The following is a 19,269-nucleotide window of genomic DNA, read 5'->3' on the forward strand; positions in this document are numbered from 1 at the left end:
CATGCTGCTGCTCCTCGCAGAGTTCTATGCAACCCCCTGGGCGCTGGACCCTACCATCCACGCCCAGATGGAAATGATCCTGGAGCGCTGGGCCGCAGGCACCCGCCTCACGCAGGACCAGATCCAGGCGGCCGTGGGCACCGCCCCGCAAGCTGCAGCCCAGCGCCGTGAGCATGCCCAGCAGGCCAGCGGCGGCGCGGTGGCCGTGGTGCCGGTGTACGGCGTGCTCACGCACCGTGCGTACGCTGCACAGTCCATCAGCACCACGCTCACCAGCACCGAGGCACTGGCCGCACAGATCCGCGCGGCCGAGGCCAATCCCGATGTTTCCAGCATCGTGCTCGATGTGAACAGCCCGGGCGGCTCGGTGTTCGGTGTCCAGGAGGTTGGCGACGCCATCTACAAGGCGCGCAGCGCCAAACCCGTGATCGCCGTGGTCAACTCCATCGCGGCCAGCGGAGGCTACTGGGTAGCCTCGCAGGCCACTGAGGTGGTGATTACGCCCAGCGGCATGGCGGGCAGCATCGGCGCCTTCATGGCCCATGAAGACCGCTCGCAAAAGTACGCGCAAGAGGGCATCAAGCGCACCTACGTGCACGCAGGAAAGTACAAGGTCGAGGGCAACGATAGCGGCCCGCTGGATGGCGAGGCACTGGAGTACACCCAGGCCATGGTGGACGGCTTTTACAGCGCGTTCGTGCGCGCTGTGGCCCGTGGCCGTGGCGTCAGCGTTGAGACAGCGCGCGGCCCCGACTTCGGCCAGGGCCGCATGGTGATGGCCAAGGACGCGGTGACGCGCGGCATGGCCAACCGCATCGGCACGCTGGAGCAGGTGATTGCCGAGCAGAGCAAGCCCACTACGCGCCGCAGCAGCAACCTGAGCGCATCCACCGCCTCGGCCCGCCTGCAGATCCTGCAGGCAGGCTGACCCCTGCAACCCCGTACGCGGCACGACAGCGCCGCACCGCTGCCCGCCCGTTGGCTGGCAGCGCAGGCCGCCGCCTGGCTGCTGTCAAACCCACCCTGTTCCGGCCCGCCTTGCGCGGGCCTTTCCATTTCTGAAAGACGCTCATGAAAACCTTCAGCTTCCGATCCATCCTGGCCTTTGTGGCCGTAGCAGCCCTCGCCGTGGGCGCGGCCTTCGCGGCCCCGCCGGACGCATTGCTGGCCCATGCCATCCTGCAGCCCGACGCACTCAGCGCAGGCCACCTGCTGGCCTTTGCAGCCGCTGGCAGCATCAAGCAGCTCAACACCCTGCTGGCATCGCGAAAGTCCACACTGGACGCCATGGCCGCCATCACCGCAGCGGCCGAAGCGCGCGACGATGGCATGCTTACCGCCGACGAACGCTCCCAGTTCGACGCCCACGCCGAAAAGATCAAGACGCTGGACGGCGACATCGCCCGCGTGCGGGCCAACATCGACGCCACCCGCACCGGCGCATCGGTCGAAGTGCCTGACGGTCGTATCACGACCGAAGACAACCGCGCAGCAGATCCGCGCGGCGGCTTCCGCAGCTTCGGCGAGTTCGCCGCAGCCGTGCATGCTGCGGGAGTTGCGGCTGCCAACGGTCACCAGGTGCGCGATGACCGCCTGATCTTCAACGCCTCGGCGCCTGGCAGCAGCTATGCCAATGAGTCGGCAGGCTCTGATGGTGGCTTCTTGGTTCCGGTTGATTTCAGCCGCACCATCTTCCAGGCCAGCCAGACGCAGGTGGACGCGCTGCTGCCCTACACCGACAGCACCCCGGTGGAAGGAAACGGCATGGCCTTCCCGGTGGACGAAACCACCCCCTGGGGCAGCTCGGGCATCAAGGCTTACTGGACGAACGAAGCGGCCGAGATGACCAAGAGCAAGCCCGCTTTTGATCCGGTGCAGCTGCGCCTGCAAAAGCTCACCTGCCTGGTGCCTGTGACGGATGAGCTGCTGGCCGATAGCGGCGCCATCGGCTCCTACCTCAACACGCAAACGCCCCAGGCTATGGCCTGGCGTACCAACGAAGCGCTGTGGGGTGGTGATGGCATCGGCAAGCCGCGCGGCTTCTTCGGCAGCGGCGCCATGGTGTCGGTGGCGAAAGAAACCAGCCAGACGGCCGCGACCATCGTCCGCCAGAACGTCACCAAAATGCGCGCGCGCATGTCGCCTGCCAGCTACCGCCGCGCCTTCTGGATGATCAACAACGATGCGCTGCCGCAGCTGGATGAACTGGCCTACGGCCAGGCCACCACCAACGCTGCCATCTACAACCCGGTGGGCGGCGAATTCGGCTACGGCACGCTGCTCGGCCGCTCGGTGATGGTTACCCAGCACAACCCCACCGTGGGCGCACAGGGCGACATCGCGCTGGTGGACTGGAAGAGCTACCGCACCATCACCAAGTCGGGCGGCATCGAGACGGCCACCAGCATGCACCTGTGGTTCGACCTGGGCATGACCGCCTTCCGCGCAGTGTTCCGCGTTGCAGGCCAGCCGGCAGTCACCAAGCCCATCACGCCCAACAACGGCAGCAACACGCTGTCGCCGTTCGTTGTGCTGGATCTGCGCGCTTAACGCGCTCTGGCTCACGCAGCCTTGCAGGCCGCCATGTTGGCGGCCTGCGCCTCGTTTGATCATCACCTGACAGGAAACCATCATGCAACTCAATGCAAAGCTGCGGGAACTGCTCCCGCTCGTGGGCGTGCTGTCCCCGGCCGCCACCACCAACGTCGAGCGCTTCTCCACCGTGGTGGACATGGGTGCCCACATCCAGGCCGTCGCCGTCGTGGCGCTGGGCGACATGGCTGCCGAGACCATCGACGCCAAGCTCTACGCCTGCGACTCGGACGGCAACAACGCCGTGGCACTCACAGCCAACAGCGCCACGCAGCTGGCCGCCCACGCCAGCAACAACGACAACAAGCAGATCGTGCTCAATGTGCGCTCTGATGACCTGCTGGCCAGCGGCAAGCGCTACGTCAAACTGGGCGTGGTCACCGGCGGCGCCACGGGGGGCTCGGTGGCCGGGGTCATCCTGGCGCAGCCGCGCATGGGCAACGCAGCCACGGTGGACCTGTCCAGCGTCGTGCAGCTTGTGGGCTGATCGCACTATGGCGACCACCCCACCCAAGCTGCTGCGCGTCCTGGTGGACTACTACCAGGGCGGCGCCAAGATTTACGCCGCAGGCAACGTGTACCCCGAGTCCGAAACGCTGCTGCTCATGAAGGCTCGCGGAGAAGCCGGGGTGCCCAAGTCGCAAGCCGAATCGAAAGCCGCCAAGGCTGCCCGCGAAGCCGCTGAAAAGGCAGAGCGCGAAGCCAAGGAACAGGCCGAGCGCGAGGCTGCAGATGCCGCCGCCAAAGCTCTGGCAGAGCAAGGCGGTGCGGGTGGCGCCAGCGACTCGCAAGATGCAACTCAACCCTGATCCCTGATCCCCCTTCGCCTTGTGCCCGCCCACCCGGCGGGCACAAGCCAAAGGCGGAACACACCATGCCCACCATCAAGATCACCGACGCAGCGGTCGAGCCGCTCACGCTTGCCGAGGCCAAGACGCACCTGCGCGAGACGCTGACGGACACGCTCAACGATGCGCTGATCACAGCGCTCATCAAGGTGGCGCGCGAGGCGGCCGAGGCGCGGCTGCAGCGCACGCTGCTCACCACCACCTGGCAACGCACGCTGGATTGCTTCCCCAGCCGCAATGATCCGGTGGAGCTGCACATGCCGCGCGTGATCGCCGTCACCAGCGTCCAGTACGTGGCGCCAGATGGGGTGCTCACTCCGATGGATCAGTCGGCCTACGACCTGGAACCCACGGCCGAGCCCGGGCTGCTGCTGCCCGCGTACAACACCAGCTGGCCCGCCACACGGGTGCGGCCGGGCGCAGTGCAGATTCAGTACACGGCCGGCTACGGCGCCACGGCAGACAAGATTCCGACACCAATCGTGCAGTGGATCAAGTTGGCCCTCACCGACCTCTACGAGAACAGGACACGCAGCGCGGAGCGCCCGGTACTGCCGCAGGCCTTTGCGGAGGGCTTGCTGGACCACTACAAAGTGTGGAGCGTGTAGCCATGGACCCCGGAAAGCTCAAACACCTCGTCACCCTGCAGGCCCCCGCCACCGGCCAGGACGCCGCAGGCCAACCGCTCACCGGCTGGGTGGACGTGGCCCAGCTTTGGGCAGACATTCGCACCACCGGCGGGCTGGAGGCCATCAAGGCGGGCGCTGCCACATCGGTGGTGCAGCGCTCGGTGCGCCTGCGCTGGCGCACCGGCCTGCACGCGGGCATGCGCGTGCTGCACGGCGCCGCCGTGTACAACGTGCTGGCCGTGCTGCCCGACGAGGCCACGCGCCAGTTTGTCGATCTGGTTTGTCAGGAGGTCGCATGATCAGCATCGCCCTGGACACCCGCGCCATCAATGCCCGCCTCGACGCCCTGGCAAAAACCGCCAAGGACTCAGCCCGGCCCGCAGCCCAGGCAGGCGCGCAGGTGCTGTACGAGGAAGTGGTGCGCCGCGTGCCCGTGTCAGACCAGGAGCACAGCACCAAGGGCAAGAAGCACACCTTCCAGCCCGGCAACCTGCGCGCCGCCATCTACCAGGCCTTCGTTCAAGACGAATCCGGCCAGGGCCGTGCCACCTACCGCATCAGCTGGAACAAGCGCAAGGCCTTCTACGGCCACTTCGTGGAGCATGGCACCAGCCGCATGGCGGCTCGCCCCTTCCTGCGGCCCAGCTTCGACGCCATGGAGCAAAAGGCCCTCAGCGCAGCCCGCGCCGTCATGGCAGAGCAAATCAAGGGGGGCGCCCCATGACCCCCGAAGCCCACGTCTTCGCCGCCCTGCAGGCCCTGGTGGGTGGCCGCTGCTACCCCGACGTGGCGCCCAGCACCGCCGCGCTGCCGCGCATCGTGTACCAGCAGGTCGGCGGGCGCAGCGTCACTTACACCGAAGGCACCGTGCCAGACCGCGAAAACGCCCGCATGCAGATCGCCTGCTGGGCCACCACGCGCGAGGCCGCCACTGCCCTGGCCCGCCAGGCCGAAGCCGCATTGATGGCCGCCAGCCTGCAATGCGAGCCGCTGGGCGCCAGGGTGTCGGGGCATGAGCCCGACACCGGCCTGTACGGCGCGCGACAGGACTTTTCCATCTGGGTGCCCCTGTAGGCACCCAGCCCCCAGAGCAAGCCGCCCGGCGCAATCCAGGCGGCTTTTTTGTTGCCCGCAAGGGCGTTCCCTCAAATGCCCGCGATGCGGGCTTTTTTGTTTGAAAGGCCCACCATGGCACGCACCCCCACCGGCACCATCACCTCGGTCGCCACCGTCCTCGCAACCGCGAAAACCATCACCGGCATCAGCAACGCCGCAGAAGCTGTCGTCAGCTCCACCGCACATGGCTACTCCAACGGCGACATCGTTCTGGTGTTCTCCGCCTGGGGCCGCATCAACTTTCGCGCGTTCAATGTCAAGAGCGTCACCACCGACACCTTCGTGCTCGACGGCTGCGACACCTCCAACACCGAGTTCTACACCCCCGGTGGTGGTGCAGGCACGGTGCGCAAGGTCACCACCTGGGTGGACTTGGACAAGACCATGAACCACAGCTCCAGCGGCGGCGAGCCCAAGACCGTGACCGTGAAGTTCACCGAGTCCGACGTGGAGACATCCATCAACGACGGCTTCAGCGCAGTGCAGCGCACCTTCGAGATGGACGCCGACATGATCGGCACCCCCGGCTACAACGCCCTCAAGACGCTGTCTGCCACGCAGGCCGATACCGTCATCCGCCGCCGCGCCAAAACAGGCGCCTTCTCGCTGATCCCCGGCCGCGTGGCCTTCAATGAAGAGGAGGTCGAAGGCGAGGGCCAGATCGTGCGCGTCAAGGGCACCATCAACGGCCAAAACATCAGCACGCGCTACGCCGCAGCCTGACCCACCGGGCCGCCCGGCCCGCCACCCCCGAGCACCGACTCCGCCCCGTTCGCCCTTCGCTGGGGCGGCGGGGTGGGGCACGGGCAATTCTCCCCCCAGCGAAAGACCCACACCATGACCCAAAAGACCGTACCCGCCACCGTTCTCAAGCGCCTGGGCACCCAGTGCCCCGAGTTCGCCCTGCCGGTCACCATCCAGCGCCTGGACGGCGCCGCCGTGCAAATCGACCTGCGCTGCAAGGCCTTGCGCAAAAGCGAATGGGCCAAAGTGCGTGACGAACGCCAGCGCGCCCTGCTCGAGTCGCTGGCCCCCGCAACCACCGGCCCGGCGCCCACCGAAGCCGCCCCTGCCCCCGCCGATGCAGCGGCCCCTGCACCCGCAGAGCCTGCCGCCACAGAGCCCGCCCGCCCCATCGACGCCGCGCTGCAGGCCCTGTCCACCACCGGCTTCGGTGCGAACGTTGCCAAAGGCCTGCGCAGCGATGCCGAGCTGGTGCTCACCTTTGCGCTGGGCTGGGGCCTGGAAGACGACTTCACCGCAGACAGCCTCATGGCTTTGGAAGATGAATTCGGCGGCGCCACGCGCGCCATCATCACCGCCTACGAAACCGCCATCTTCCACGGCCGCCTGGGAAACTGACGGCCATTGCCCGCGCGCTCTTCGAGCCCCCCTACACCGAGGCAGAGGCCCGGTCAGAGGGCTTTGAGCTGGAAGACTACGAGAGCGACACCCTCGACGTCTGGCCCGACAACGAGCGCGCCCTGGCCCTGTTCCAGCGCGTGGGCACGCGCTGGGCATACCCCCCCATGGGCGGCACACCCAGCGGCCTGCGCTGGGAGGCCATCTACCCCCTGATGGACCGGCTGCAGCTCCCCCCGCCCGAGTGGGATGACTTGCACGCCGACCTCATGGCCATGGAGGCCGCAGCCGTGGCCGCCTTCCGCGAATTTGCCCCCAAACCCAAAACCTGACCGGCGCTGTGCACACGCATGCACAGCGCCCGCCCCGCCATGACCAGCGACCTGAGCACCGAGATCAAGATCACCGCCAGCGCCGACGGCGTTGAGGCCGGTGTGGGCCGCGCCAAGCGGTCCATCGCCGACCTTGCACAGGCCGCCGCCACGGCGGGCGAGCAGGGCGGCAAAAGCATGCAGAAGATTGGCGCCGGTGGCGAGGCCGCCGCCCGCACCATGGATGGCGTCACCAAGAACATGGTGTCCAGCCTGCAGCGCCAGATCGCGGCCCTGGAGTCGGGCGGCACCGCCACGCGCCAGTACCAGGAGAGCATCGCCCGCCTGCGCGGCGCGAACCTGGACACGCTCAAGCCCTACCTGGACCAGCTGGATGCCGCCCGCGTCAAGGCTGAGGCGGCAGCGCATTCGCAAGCCGGGCTCAGCTCTCGCCTTGGCGCCCTGGGTGGCGTGGCCGACGTGGTGCGCGGGCAAATCCTGGCCCTGGGAAGCAGCTTGACGATGGGGGCCATGTTCGCCTTCGTCAAGCGCATCAACGACGGCGTGGATGCGCTCAACGACATCAAGGACGCCACCGGCTCCACGATTGAAAACATCAGCGCGCTGGAAGACACGGCACTGCGTACCGGTGCATCGCTGGACCTGGTGGGCTCTGTGCTCATCAAGTTCAACGATGTTCTGAGCAAGGCCACGCCAGGCAGCGACATGGCCCTGGCGCTTGAGTCCATCGGCCTCAAGGCCGAAGAACTGCGCAGGCTCGACCCAGCTGAGGCACTGCGGCAAACCGCTGTAGCTCTGTCGGGCTTCGCAGACGATGCCAACAAGGCCCGCCTGATTCAAGACCTGTTCGGCAAGTCCGTCAAGGATGCCGCCCCGTTCCTGGCAGACCTGGCAGAGAAGGGCGCACTGGTGGGCACGGTGCTCGCCAGCCAGGCCGATGAAGCCGACCGCTTCAACAAGCAGCTGTTCGAAATGCAGGCCCACGCCACCAACGCCGCCCGCGCAGTGGCCGGGCCGCTGGTGGCCGGCATCAACGAAGCGGTCAAGGCGTTTCGCGATGGCAGCGCCGCAGGCGAGGGGTTCTGGGAAACCGCCTGGAAGCGATACCAGCAAAACGTGTACCGCCTGCATGGCATGCCAGCGCCTCAGGGAGAAGCCATCACCAGTAATCCTGTGGGTGGTGGGCGTGGTGTGGTCAACCCGGCATTTGTGGACCCACGCCCATCCGTGGCGCCACATGCATCTGCTGCGAGTCTTGCCGCCGCCAACACGCAAGCCAAGCAGGCCGCCGAAGCCCTGCGCCGCGAGCTGGCTGAGCAGGCCAAGATCATGGCCGAGCTGCACGGCCTGAGTGGCAGCTTTGCCGACGACTGGGCGCGCCTGAGCCGCATGTATGCCGACGGCGCCCTCAGCCTCGACCAGCTCACCCAGGCCCAGGCCGAGCTGCTGGCAAAGCAGCCCGCCATTCGCGCTGCGCAGGAAGCCGAAAAGCGCGTGCTGGAGGACATGGCCAAGGCCACGCTCGAAGCCGCCAAGGCTCGCGAAGGGTACATCGCATCGCTCCAGGCCGGGGCAGACAAGCTCCTGGCCGACGTGCAGGCGCAGCAAGAAGCGGCTGACCGCATGGGCCTCTCGCGCCAGGCCGTGGCAGAGCTGGACGCCGCAAAGCTCGAAATGCTGGCCACCGACCGCGAGCTGCAGGCCAGCAAAGAGCTGGACCGCAACCTCGACCTGCAGGCCTACGAGGCCCTCATGGCCCAGGCCAAAGCCTACCGCGAACTGGCCAACGCCAAGCGCACCGGCGCCGCCCGCGAAACCGCCGTCGAAGAAGCCAAGAAGGCTGCCGACGAATGGCAGCGCACATCCGACCAGATCAACCAGAGCCTCACCGACGCCCTCATGCGCGGGTTTGAAAGCGGCAAGGACTTCGCGCAGAACCTGCGCGACACCGTGGTCAACATGTTCAAGACCATGGTGCTGCGGCCCGTCATCAGCGCGGTGGTGAACCCGGTGGCGGGCGCCATCACTGGCGCGCTGGGCCTGTCCACTGCTGCGCAGGCGGGGCAGGGCGGGGGGCTTTCAACGGCGCTCAGCGGGGCCTCGCTGCTGAGTAGCTTTGGAAGCCTGAACGCCGGACTGAGCTACGGCGCACAAAGCCTGTTTGCTAACGGCCTTGGAACCACGCTCACGGCGGGTTCGCAAATGCTTGGCGCTGGCTCCATCATGGGCGGCCTTGGCACCATCGCTGGCGCCCTCGGCCCCATCGCCCTGGGCATCGGCCTGCTCTCGTCCATGTTTTCGCGCAAGCTCAAGGATCAGGGTATTCAGGGCACGCTGGGCGGCGAAGCGGGGTTCGAGGGGCAGCAGTACCGCTTCTACGAGGGCGGCCTGTTCCGCTCTGACAAGACCACTTACTCGGCCATCGATCCCGAGCTGGCGCGCGTGCTGTCCGGCGGCTTCTCGGCTGTGCAGGATCAGGTGACCGACTTTGCCGAGGCCCTCTCGCTGCCCACCGACCGGATCAAGGGGTTCACCACCGACATCAAGGTCAGCTTCAAGGGGCTGGACGAGGCGGGCATTCAAAAGGCCCTGCAGGACGCACTGGCCACTGGCTCCAACGAGCTTGCGCAGCAAGTGCTGGGCACGCTGACCACCACCACGCGCGAAGTCACAGAGACGCTCGCGGGCGGCATGGGCGACTGGGGCGACGGCACGATGCAGACCGTTACCCGCACCATTGAAGAGACCACCTACGCAGCAAGTGAATATGCGCGCGAAGGCGAAAAAGCCATCGACACCCTCACGCGCCTGGCAACCAGTCTGAGCAGCGTCAACACCATCTGGGACCAGCTCGGCAACACGCTTCTCGACGCATCTCTGGCGGGGGCGGATGCTGCCAGCCGCATTGCCGACGCCTTTGGTGGGCTGGAAGCCATGGCCGCCACCACGGGCACCTACTTCCAGAACTTCTACAGCGCCGATGAACAGCGCGAAGCCATGCGCCGCCAACTGGAGCAGCAATTCGGCAAACTCAATCTGACGCTGCCCGACATTGATGCCACGAACGCGCGGGAGCAATACCGCCTGCTTGCGGAGGCGCAGGACCGCAGCACCGACGAGGGACTCAAAGCCTACGCCATGCTGTTGCAGCTCTCGGGTGCATTCGCCAGCATTACGCAGTCGGCAGAGCAGGCCCGCGAATCTTCCATCAATGCCGTATTCGGCGCCCTGCAACGCGCAGTGAAGCGCGAGCAGGAATGGCTGCAGGCCCGCATCGATGTGGCAAGTGAGGCGCGGGCTGCTCTGAGCGGCCTGTTCGACCTGCTGCACGACAGCGTGCAAGACCTGTACGGCTCCGTCAGCAGCACCGCAGTGCAGCAGGGAGCACAGGCCAGCGCGTACATCGCACAAGCCCTTGCCACCGCGCGAGGCACCGGCTACTTGCCAGATACGGACGCGCTGTCTGATGCCATCAGCGCAGCACGCGGCGGTATTGATGCCACGCAGTACGCCACACAGTTCGAGGCAGACCGCGCCCGCCTGGTGTTGGCAGGCCAGCTTTCCGAGCTGGAGGCCATGGCAGGCGAGCAGCTCGGCACGGCAGAGCGCACGTTGCGCGAACTGCAGGGGCAGAGTGAGCAGCTGGACGCCACGCTGAGGTTCTGGCGCGACCAAATCGAGTTGAGTCAGGCAGGTGTGGATGCGACCTTGAGTGTTGCCGACGCCATTGCGCAATTGCAGGCCCTGATGTTCCCCGAGCTGGACAAGCCCGAGGACACCAAGCCCGGCGGCGCCCCTACTTTCAGCAGCGGGCCAAGCGGCGGCGGCGGCGGTGGGGCCAGCAGCCCCGCGCCATCGCGCACCGATCAAATCCTCGGGTTTGTTGACAGCACGTACAAAGACACCAGCGTGCTCGACGATCTGCGCGGATTTGCGATCACGGCAGAGATCAAGGGATGGACGCAGGCGGATATTGCATCGGCCTACGGCTACAGCCTGGAAGACATCGAAAAAGTGTTCTCCGGCGCCGGAATCCCGAAGTTCGCCGTGGGCACGAACTACGTCCCGCGCGACATGCTGGCCCAGATCCACGAGGGCGAAGCCATCATCCCCAAGGCATACAACCCTTGGGCCGGTGGTTCCCAGCCCGTCGCCGCTGGCAGCGACGCTGAACTGATTGCAGAGCTGCGCGCCCTGCGTGCCGAGGTAGCGCAGCTGCGGGCCACAAGCGCAGCCACGGCGAGCTACACGGCGCAACTGGCAGACCAAATCGACAACGTGAGCGGCGGCGGCAACGCCGTGCGCATGGAGGCCGTGGCATGACAGCAGCGCGAATCCTTGTGCCATTGAGCGTTACGGCATCCATGGTGTCTGCGGGCACCAGCATTGCAGAGCCAGACCTTTCCATTGGCGAGGCCGCATGGGCAGCGGGCACGGCGTACACCCCCGGGCAGCGCGTCACGCACAGCGGCAGCGTGTGGGAGGCCGTGGCTGCCAGCACCGGCGTGACGCCCGGCACCGACGGCACGAAGTGGCTGCGCTTTGGCCCAAGCAACCGCATGGCGCCGTTTGATGAATACACCACCACGCCCGCGGGCTCCACCACCTCGCTCACCTTCGTGCTGCGGCCAGGCTTCTTCAATGCCATTCGGCTCGACGGCCTTGTGGGCAGCGCTTACAGCATCACGCTCAAGGATGCGCCCGGTGGAGCGGTGGTCAACTCCTGGACGGGTGACCTGTGGGAGCAGGCCATTGGCATGTACGAGCTTCTGTTCCAGCCGCTGCGCTATCTCAAGTCGCTGTCGTTTGACGGCATCGGCATTTATCCCGACCCGGAACTCACTATCACCATCAGCGCATCCACCGGCGCGCCGGTGGCGGTGGGCACCATCATGGTGGGCGACTGGCGCAGCCTCATTGGAAACGCCAATTGGGGCGGCGTGGTGCGCGGTGCTTCGGCCCAGCGTAAGAGCTACACCTACTGGGATGAAAAGCCCGATGGCACCTACAGCATCGTGCGACGCCCGGCCCGCCGCGACGTGCAGTGCCAGGTGGTCATTGATGCGCATGAAGCCATGTACACCGATGCGCTGCTTGACGAGGTGCTAGACCGCCTCGTGGCTTTCGAGGCCACCGACTTGCCGCGCTACGGCTACCTCAACACCGTCGGCTTCGTCTCGGGGTCGATAGCCGACGACACATCCGCCAATGCGCGGCTCGATCTTCAAATCAAAGGGAGCATCTGATGGCAGCAACACCTGTCCCATCGTTCACTGCGCCGCCGGATTTCCCGGCGCTATCAGACCGGGCGGCGGGCACCTACAACAGCAAGGCGTTCGCCTGGGCGACCGCATGGCAGGGCACCACCGGCCCCAACGTGTACGCCATTGCCAACACGGCATACCTCAACGCGCAGGAGGCGGCAGCGCAGGCATCGACGGCAGTCGGCGCGGCCAACAGCGCAGCGTCCGCCGCCGAAGTCGCCATGGGCGCCACCAACTTCAGAGGCCTGTGGTCATCGCTCACAGGCGCGCTCGCCAAGCCCGCCACGGTCAAACACAACGGGCGCTTCTGGCTGCTGCTGACGAATCTGGCGGATGTCGCGGCCAGCGAACCCAGTGGCAGCAATCCTGACTGGACCACGCTGGACGCCGGTGTGGAAGTAACTGCACAGGTCACAACGAACACCACCGCCGTGCCGGGCGTGCGCTACATCCTCATTTCCAACGGCGTCACGCTCACCGGCCCAACTGCGGGCTCCATGGCAAAGGGCGAGTGGTGGGCCTTCACGCTCACCGCAGACCCGCTCACCTGCTACGTGGACTTTGCTGGCGTCCCATTCCGCAAGCAGGCCACCGGCGCCGCACGGCGCATTGACACCAAGGTCGCATCGCTGCGGCTGCAGTACGAAGACGCAACACAGGGGTACATCTAAATGGCCGATCTCTCTTCACTCATTGGCGGCGCGGGCGTGGTGCCCATGCCTATTGACAGCCGCACGATCACCAGCAGCATGACTTACACCGCGTCCGTCAGCGGCACGCTGCTGCTGCGAGTCATTGCTGCGGACGGGTCTGGGGGTGTGTCCCTCAGCGGATGCGCAACCGGCGCAGGCGCAGGCGAGTCTGCCGACAAGGTTGTGCAGGTCAGCGCTGGGGATGCGTTTGTCATCACCATCGGCGCAGGCGGCGCCGGGTTGACGCGCACCACCGGCCACGCAAACGGCAATGACGGTGGTGATACCACCGTTTCTGGGCCGGGCGTGGCTATTACCGTAAAGGGCGGCAAGGGCGGCAAGGCCTCAGCCGTGACGGCAGGGGCCCCGCTGTTGGGCGGTGAAGGGGGCGAGGGTGGCAGCGGCGGCGATGTCCATCGGCCAGGTGGGCGCGGAGGGTACATCGCCAATTGCAATTTTGCACACGTCACGGGTGGCGGTGCGGTCAACTTTTCGCACATTTTTACGCAGCAGGCCACCAGAGGCGGAGACGTGCTCAATTCGACGCCGGCAGGTATCACAACAACGGGCGGCGGCGGTGTCAGGGGGCACGGCGGCGATGCGGTGGCGGCCACTGCAGTGTCAACCGCAGGGGGCGGTGCATACGGGGACGCCCTCGATGGCGCGAACCCGGGCGCCGCAGGCCCTAATGCGGGCGGCGGGCGCACTTCGGGGGCGATTACGTTTTTAAGTGCGGCAGGCGACCCGTGGGGCCTCGACTTCGCTTCTGGAAACGGCGCCAGCTATCCGGGCGCCACGTCCGACGCTGGGCCCGGTGGTGGTGGGATGCCCGGACAGCAGGCTTCGAGCACAACAAAGCCGGGCGCCTTTGGCGGGTGGGGGGCTGTGACGGAAACCGCCGGTGTTGTTTGGGCAACAACTGTTCCATTTTATGGCGCGCCGAGCGGTGCCAAGTTCACGAGCGGCACGATGGTCTCGCTCAAAGGCCGCGACGGCGTCGTTTTCCTGCGTCTTTACCCGAGGGCCTAAAGCATGAAGCGCATTGAGATCCTGGGCGCCGATGGCGCCGTCATCAACACCATTGTGGCGGACGAAGAGTTCGCAGAGGCACAGCACCCTGGCGCGTGGCGCCTTGCTGCAGATCAGCCGGAGCAAGTGCCTGCGCCGGTGCTGCGCCACATCACCCGGCTGGCCTTCCTCTCGCGCTTCGCCGATGCGGAGGCTGTGGCCATCGACCTGGCCAGCATCGGCGCCACGCCGCAGGCCGCAGGCATGCGCCGGTACATGAGCAAAGTCAACGCCGCCACCTACATCGACCTGGACCGCGCAGACACCCGCGCGGGCGTGCAAGCGCTGGAGGCTGCGGGCGTGCTCGCTGCGGGCCGCGCGCTGCAGATCCTGGACGCCCCGGTGCAGCCAGAAGAAAGGTGGCATGGATGAAGCTCGCCAGCTACCACGGCACACGCGCGGGCCTCTTGGGCCTGGGCAACGTGCTCATCCGCCTGCGCCTGCGCGGGCGCTACAGCCACAGCGAAGTGGTGTTCGAGCCCGGCGACGGGGTGGATCACCTCATGCCCGACGGCACCTGCCAGCCTGACGCCAGCGGCGCCCTATGGTGCGTCAGCAGCACCGGCCTGGAGCACATCCCGCCCTGGAGCGCGCGCAGGCCCGGCAAGCGTGGCGGCGTGCGCTTCAAGCGCATCGTGCTGGGCGAGAAGTGGACGCTGGACGCCACGCCCGCCAGCCCGCAGCGCGCCGCGCAGTGGGCGCGAGACAACCAGGGCCGCCTGTACGACTGGCAGCTCATCCTGGGCTTCCTGGCCTGGGTGGTGCCCCACAAGAGCAGCCGCGTGATGTGCAGCGAGGCCTGCGCCGAGATGCTGGGCCTGCTGGACGCCTGGCGCTTCGACCCCTGTGCCCTGCGCGCAGCAGTGGCGGGGAGGGCTGGCCATGGCTGACGCACCCCCCACGCTGGACCCGAGCCTGAGCAAGATCATCGCTGGCGTGGCTGGGGCATTCGTCAGCCTGCGCTTCGTGCAAGGCAGCGCCCTGGAGCGCGGCAGCATGGCCGTGGGCGGCGCAGTGGTCAGCTACTACGCCACCAGCCCGGCAGCGCTGTGGATGGGCATGCAAAACGCCGAGGGCCTCGTGGGCTTCCTGATCGGGCTTTTTGGCATGGCCATCATCGCCAAGGTGTACGAGGCCATCCACGCCGTGGACGCGCCCCGCATCGCTGCCGACACATGGGACGCCATCCGGCGCCGCATCGGCGGGGGAGGGTGACGCCATGGCCGCGCTCTACATCCTGGCGCTGCTCACCGTTGCGCTTGTGTGCGCGCTGGGGGTGCTGCACCCCCGGTATGAAGACACGCTGCTGCAGCGCATCGGCATGGCCGTGGCATGCCTGGGCGCCGTGGCCGAGCTGGCCGCCCTGGCCAGCGGCTACGACCGCATCAACGCCCACATCACCACCACCCTGGGCGCGGCCCTGTTTGCGCTGGGCACCGCGGTGAAGAAGTGGCGCGGCCCCCGCATGGGGCGGCGCCGTACCGACAAACGCCACCGGAGGGCCGCATGAATTTGACAAAGCACTTCACCCTGGCCGAACTCACAGCTAGCAGCAAGGCCCGCAGCCTGGGCCTGGACAACACCCCGCCGCCCGAACTGGTGCCGCGCCTGGTGCGCACCGCTGAAATGCTGGAGCGCATCCGCGCCACGCTGGGCGTGCCGGTCATCGTCACCAGCGGCTACCGCAGCCAGGCCGTGAACCGCGCCGTGGGCGGCGTGGCCACCAGCGACCACACCCAGGGCCACGCGGCCGACTTCGTGGCGCCGGGCTTCGGCACGCCCGAGCAGATCGCCCGCTCGCTCGCGCCGCTGGTGGACTTGCTGGGCATAGGCCAGCTCATCTATGAGCACATCGGCGGCAAGGCCTGGGTGCACGTCAGCACCCGCACGCCCGAAAAGCCCGCCAACCGCGTCATCACCATCACCGCCAAGGGCGCCGCCCTGGGCATCCAACCCTGAAAGGACCAACGCCATGCAAGCCATCATCACCATCGTGCAACTGCTCCCCGCCCTGATCGCCGCGATCAAGGCCATCGAGGAAGCCATCCCCGGCCAAGGCCAGGGCGAGGCCAAGCTCGCCGCCGTGCGCGGCATCATCGAAGCCGTGGATGCGGGCTACAAAGGCCTGTGGCCGCAGATCCAGCCCGTCATCGGCGTGCTGGTGGGCCTGTTCAACAAGACCGGCGCCTTCAAGGCCTGACGCGCCATGTGGGCCTACGTCCTTGCCTTGCTGGTGGGCGCTGGCGGCGCGGCCTGGGGCACCTGGCAGGTGCAGGAGTGGCGGTGGACAGCCAACACCGCCGCCCAGCGCGAAGCCGAGCACCAGGCGCGCGAGTCCGACGCGCGGCAGCAGCGCCGCTTTGCCGACCAGGCCGCTGGTGCGCACGCACGCACCGTGGCCACCCTCAACAATCGCCTGGGAGATGCCCGTGCGCAAATCGCTCTCTTGTCTGATCGCCAGTGCCTTGACGCTGGCACTGTCCGCATGCTCAACAACATCGGGGCCAGTGGTCTCGGGGTGCGAGCCCCTGCCGGCCAACCTGCGGGTGCGGCCGCAGCCGCTGCCGGACGTGGTGCCAGCGAGCGCGACACCGCAAGCCACATCGCCCTCTGCCGCGCCAGCTACGCGGCCGTGAGCGACCAGCTCAACAAGATCCTCGACATCGAGGACGGGCGTCATAAACCCGCAGCGCAATGATGCGGCACACCGGCCAGGCGGCAGCCCAACGCAGCCGCCGCACCCAACGACAAAAAGACCAGCGCCAAAGGCGAGCGCAGCGCGAGCTGCAGCAGGCTCTGCGCGAGCGCGCAGAACAAGACGCCGCCCCGCGCAACGACCCGGTGCTGCTGCCGCGCATAGATTAGGGGTTGCACCTACAAAAAAGGCTTGCGTGGTTCCAATGAGACTATTGGAGCCGTGGGGAGATTCGGGGGACTAGGCCGCGCCGACCTGCGCAAGGCGGCTGATGGGATCAGCGTAGTTTTTGGCGTAGATTTTTAGGCGGTGCGCAGGTTTTCAGAGGGGAACACGCCGATGCATCATGGGGGTGTGCTGTTCTATGCCTGCAGGCAGCGGCGGCGCGGCGTGGTCCGTCATGTTTCCTGCTGGGCAATGGTTTCCAGTTGCTCGCGCTGGCGCACGATGATGCCGCGCTGGGCCATGCGGATGACGCCTTCGCGCTCCATGGATTTGAGCTCCACATTCACGCGCTGGCGTGAGCAGCCCAGCAGTTGGGCCAGCTCATCCTGCACCAGCACGATGCCCAGCGGGACTTCATCGCCCGGTGGCACATGGCGCGGGCCGAAGCGACGCATGAGGTGCAGCAGGTGCTTGGCCAACCGTGCCCGCAGGGGCAGCGTGGCCATGTCTTCCATCATCCAGTACAGAAAACGCATGCGCCGCGCCTGCAGGGTCAGCAGCGCTTCGCCGAATTCGGTGTGTTCGCGCAGCAGCTGACGAAACACGGCCTCGGCCACGCCGAGCACCGTGGTGCGGCCATGGGCGTGCGCGTCGTAGGTGTTGGGGCCGCTGTGCAGCACCTCGGCCTCGCCTACCCAGATGCCGGGTTCCACGTAGGCCAAGGTCACCAGCTTGCCCGCCGGGGACGTGCGCCGAAAGCGGATGGCCCCGCTGGCGCAGGCAAACCAATGCTGCGCGAGTTCGCCTTGCTCCACAATGAGGTCGCCATGTGCGTAGCGCGTGACGGTGCCCAGGCGAAAGATGTCGTGCCGCAGCGAAGGGCTCAGGGCCGAGAACCAGCGTCCCCGGTCAATGGCGGCGCGTTCCTCGGGTGTCAGAAAGGGCTGTTGTGGGTTGCGATCGGTGCCGTGGTGCATGGGCGCTGACAGAATGTCGGAGGCGTGGAGGTGGCCTTTGGACAAGGACCCTGGTGACGGCATGGGTTACCGTTGCGATGCATTCTAATGGCGTGGTGTCCTGGTGGCGGCGCTACATTGGCCCACTGGGGACTGCGGGCGCAGGCATGCGGGTTTTCCCCGAATATGTATCAGGGTTGGCGCAAGATGGTTACGTTTTGTCATACTAGGACCATCGCTGCACCCGAGGGCGTCTCTATTCCACCAAAGGCTACTGCGTGACCGCTACCCCGTCCGTGCTTCAGTCCCTTGCTCCGGCTGCCGATCACACCGCGCTGCTGGCGGTGCAATCGAGCCTGCAGTCCATGCTGGATGCCGTGCCCGTGGCGCTGCTCGGGTTCCATCAGCATGGCTCGGAACTGCGCCTGATCTCCGCCAACGCTGCAGCGCGCCGCCTGGAGGGGCTGCGCTCGGTGCGCAACCCTGGGGCCTCGGCCGCCAATGTGTTTGTGCTGCTGTCGGGCACGCACCTGCAGGAGCAGTTGGCCGCCGTGGTGCGCACCGGGGATCCGCTGGAATGCCGCCATGTGCTGCGTGAACAAGGCCGTTTGGTGCTGGCCTGGAAGATCCATGCCCACCGCACGGGCATTGGGAGCGTTCTCGTCACCGTGCAGGATCTGACCGAACTGGAAACCCTGCGTGCACGGCAGGAGCAGGCGGACGCCCTGCTCGAGGATGTGCGGCGCGAGCAGCACGAACAAACCGAGGTGTACAGCTCCATGGAGGGGTTGGCACGCACCGGCCACTGGCGCCGCATCTGGGATGAGGGCGAAACCGTGCTGCTGTGGTCCAGCGGCCTGTGCGATATCGCCGGGTTCGAGCGCCAGGAGTGGATCAGCACCGAGCGTGCGCTCAGCGGCATCCTGCCCGAGGACATGGACACCTTCATCCAGGCCAGCAAGGCCGGCGATGGGCGCGACTTCGAGTACCGCTGGCGTCGCCCCGATGGTGAGGTGCGCTGGATGCGCTCGCGCGTGAGCAGTCCTTCGCGCATGGACGGCGTGCTCGTCGAGATGGGGGTGGTGCAGGACGTGACCGAGGAACACCGCGCCGCCGAGCAGCTGCGCGAGCAGCTCGACTTCATCCAGCGCATTGCCAGCAACATTCCGGGCTTCATCTACCAATGTCGCATCCAGCCCGACGGCAAGCCCAGCCTGCCCTACGTGAGCGAGGCGGTGGAGGGCATGATGGGGGTGTCCGACCATATCGTTCGCCAGGACATCCAGACACTGGAGCGCAATGTGCTGTCCGAGGATTTGCCCCTGCTGCGCCGGGCCATCCGCCGTGCGGTGCGCACGCTCAAACCCTGGCATTGCGAGTACCGCGTGCTGGGGGCGGATGGCAGCGTACGCTGGCACATGACCAGCGCGGCCCTGCAGGCCGAACCCGATGGCGCGGTGCTCATGCACGGCTACACGCTCGACGTGACCGACCGCAAGCGCGCAGCCCAGGAGATCGAACGCCTGGCGTTCTACGACGCCCTCACGTCC

25 protein-coding genes are annotated in these 19,269 nt (G+C 66.9%); 24 read left to right on the forward strand and 1 reads right to left on the reverse strand.

What is annotated here, in order from left to right; translation table 11 throughout:
• Position 1: 1 nt before the first annotated feature.
• The 23 genes from MJ602_RS15905 to MJ602_RS16015 all read left to right on the forward strand — a co-directional run bounded on the left by MJ602_RS15905 (position 2) and on the right by MJ602_RS16015 (position 16,768).
• Positions 2–928, forward strand: a complete 927-nt coding sequence (locus tag MJ602_RS15905) for a S49 family peptidase (RefSeq protein ID WP_243021748.1) — start codon at positions 2–4, stop codon at positions 926–928.
• Positions 929–1,071: 143 nt separating this feature from the next.
• Positions 1,072–2,550 (forward strand): phage major capsid protein, encoded by a 1,479-nt coding sequence (locus tag MJ602_RS15910; protein ID WP_243021749.1) that lies wholly within the window; start codon positions 1,072–1,074, stop codon positions 2,548–2,550.
• Positions 2,551–2,632: 82 nt separating this feature from the next.
• Positions 2,633–3,079, forward strand: a complete 447-nt coding sequence (locus tag MJ602_RS15915; RefSeq protein WP_243021750.1) for a hypothetical protein — start codon at positions 2,633–2,635, stop codon at positions 3,077–3,079.
• A 7-nt stretch (positions 3,080–3,086) separates the two neighbouring features.
• Entirely contained in the window at positions 3,087–3,401 is a 315-nt protein-coding gene (locus MJ602_RS15920) for a hypothetical protein (RefSeq protein ID WP_243021751.1), read from the forward strand.
• Positions 3,402–3,466: 65 nt separating this feature from the next.
• Positions 3,467–4,048, forward strand: coding sequence for a head-tail connector protein (locus MJ602_RS15925; protein ID WP_243021752.1), 582 nt, complete (start codon positions 3,467–3,469; stop codon positions 4,046–4,048).
• Positions 4,049–4,050: 2 nt separating this feature from the next.
• Positions 4,051–4,368 (forward strand): phage head closure protein, encoded by a 318-nt coding sequence (locus tag MJ602_RS15930; protein WP_243021753.1) that lies wholly within the window; start codon positions 4,051–4,053, stop codon positions 4,366–4,368.
• A complete protein-coding gene (locus tag MJ602_RS15935; protein ID WP_243021754.1) occupies positions 4,365–4,793 on the forward strand; it encodes an HK97-gp10 family putative phage morphogenesis protein in 429 nt (142 codons plus the stop codon). Before MJ602_RS15930 ends, MJ602_RS15935 begins: the two co-directional genes overlap by 4 nt.
• Positions 4,790–5,143 carry a DUF3168 domain-containing protein gene (locus tag MJ602_RS15940; protein ID WP_243021755.1) on the forward strand — a complete coding sequence of 118 codons (354 nt, stop codon included), beginning with the start codon at positions 4,790–4,792 and terminating at the stop codon, positions 5,141–5,143. Before MJ602_RS15935 ends, MJ602_RS15940 begins: the two co-directional genes overlap by 4 nt.
• 114 nt (positions 5,144–5,257) lie before the next feature.
• A complete protein-coding gene (locus MJ602_RS15945) occupies positions 5,258–5,908 on the forward strand; it encodes a phage tail protein (protein ID WP_243021756.1) in 651 nt (216 codons plus the stop codon).
• 114 nt (positions 5,909–6,022) lie between these two features.
• Positions 6,023–6,547 carry a phage tail assembly chaperone gene (locus MJ602_RS15950; protein WP_243021757.1) on the forward strand — a complete coding sequence of 175 codons (525 nt, stop codon included), beginning with the start codon at positions 6,023–6,025 and terminating at the stop codon, positions 6,545–6,547.
• A gap of 68 nt (positions 6,548–6,615) precedes the next feature.
• Complete coding sequence (locus MJ602_RS15955; RefSeq protein WP_279236400.1) at positions 6,616–6,879, forward strand: DUF1799 domain-containing protein; 264 nt, start codon at positions 6,616–6,618, stop codon at positions 6,877–6,879.
• Positions 6,880–6,897: 18 nt separating this feature from the next.
• Complete coding sequence (locus MJ602_RS15960) at positions 6,898–11,202, forward strand: coiled-coil domain-containing protein (protein WP_243021758.1); 4,305 nt, start codon at positions 6,898–6,900, stop codon at positions 11,200–11,202.
• Positions 11,199–12,125 carry a hypothetical protein gene (locus MJ602_RS15965; RefSeq protein ID WP_243021759.1) on the forward strand — a complete coding sequence of 309 codons (927 nt, stop codon included), beginning with the start codon at positions 11,199–11,201 and terminating at the stop codon, positions 12,123–12,125. The genes MJ602_RS15960 and MJ602_RS15965 overlap by 4 nt, the downstream gene beginning before the upstream one ends.
• Positions 12,125–12,814 (forward strand): hypothetical protein, encoded by a 690-nt coding sequence (locus MJ602_RS15970; RefSeq protein WP_243021760.1) that lies wholly within the window; start codon positions 12,125–12,127, stop codon positions 12,812–12,814. The genes MJ602_RS15965 and MJ602_RS15970 overlap by 1 nt, the downstream gene beginning before the upstream one ends.
• Positions 12,815–13,864 (forward strand): hypothetical protein, encoded by a 1,050-nt coding sequence (locus tag MJ602_RS15975; protein ID WP_243021761.1) that lies wholly within the window; start codon positions 12,815–12,817, stop codon positions 13,862–13,864.
• A gap of 3 nt (positions 13,865–13,867) precedes the next feature.
• Positions 13,868–14,275 (forward strand): hypothetical protein, encoded by a 408-nt coding sequence (locus tag MJ602_RS15980; RefSeq protein ID WP_243021762.1) that lies wholly within the window; start codon positions 13,868–13,870, stop codon positions 14,273–14,275.
• Positions 14,272–14,793: a hypothetical protein gene (locus MJ602_RS15985; protein ID WP_243021763.1), complete on the forward strand. Its 522-nt coding sequence runs from the start codon at positions 14,272–14,274 to the stop codon at positions 14,791–14,793. Before MJ602_RS15980 ends, MJ602_RS15985 begins: the two co-directional genes overlap by 4 nt.
• Positions 14,786–15,118 carry a hypothetical protein gene (locus MJ602_RS15990; protein WP_243021764.1) on the forward strand — a complete coding sequence of 111 codons (333 nt, stop codon included), beginning with the start codon at positions 14,786–14,788 and terminating at the stop codon, positions 15,116–15,118. The genes MJ602_RS15985 and MJ602_RS15990 overlap by 8 nt, the downstream gene beginning before the upstream one ends.
• 4 nt (positions 15,119–15,122) lie before the next feature.
• Positions 15,123–15,413, forward strand: coding sequence for a hypothetical protein (locus tag MJ602_RS15995; RefSeq protein WP_243021765.1), 291 nt, complete (start codon positions 15,123–15,125; stop codon positions 15,411–15,413).
• A complete protein-coding gene (locus MJ602_RS16000) occupies positions 15,410–15,862 on the forward strand; it encodes a D-Ala-D-Ala carboxypeptidase family metallohydrolase (RefSeq protein WP_243021766.1) in 453 nt (150 codons plus the stop codon). Before MJ602_RS15995 ends, MJ602_RS16000 begins: the two co-directional genes overlap by 4 nt.
• A 13-nt stretch (positions 15,863–15,875) precedes the next feature.
• Entirely contained in the window at positions 15,876–16,103 is a 228-nt protein-coding gene (locus MJ602_RS16005; protein ID WP_243021767.1) for a hypothetical protein, read from the forward strand.
• Positions 16,104–16,109: 6 nt separating this feature from the next.
• Positions 16,110–16,601 (forward strand): hypothetical protein, encoded by a 492-nt coding sequence (locus MJ602_RS16010; RefSeq protein ID WP_243021768.1) that lies wholly within the window; start codon positions 16,110–16,112, stop codon positions 16,599–16,601.
• On the forward strand, positions 16,601–16,768 hold the full coding sequence (locus MJ602_RS16015) for a hypothetical protein (protein ID WP_243021769.1): 168 nt from the start codon (positions 16,601–16,603) through the stop codon (positions 16,766–16,768). Before MJ602_RS16010 ends, MJ602_RS16015 begins: the two co-directional genes overlap by 1 nt.
• Positions 16,769–16,996: 228 nt before the next feature.
• On the opposite strand, the gene MJ602_RS16020 is transcribed toward MJ602_RS16015, so the two are convergent.
• Positions 16,997–17,740: a Crp/Fnr family transcriptional regulator gene (locus tag MJ602_RS16020; protein ID WP_243021772.1), complete on the reverse strand. Its 744-nt coding sequence runs from the start codon at positions 17,738–17,740 to the stop codon at positions 16,997–16,999.
• A gap of 257 nt (positions 17,741–17,997) precedes the next feature.
• Between MJ602_RS16020 and MJ602_RS16025 the strand changes: the two genes are divergently transcribed.
• The coding region (locus tag MJ602_RS16025; RefSeq protein WP_243021770.1) for a PAS domain-containing protein at positions 17,998–19,269 on the forward strand (1,272 nt) is incomplete at its 3' end.

This window comes from Simplicispira sedimenti, assembly GCF_022760965.1.
In the GTDB taxonomy this organism is placed as follows: Bacteria; Pseudomonadota; Gammaproteobacteria; order Burkholderiales; family Burkholderiaceae_C; genus Simplicispira; species Simplicispira sedimenti.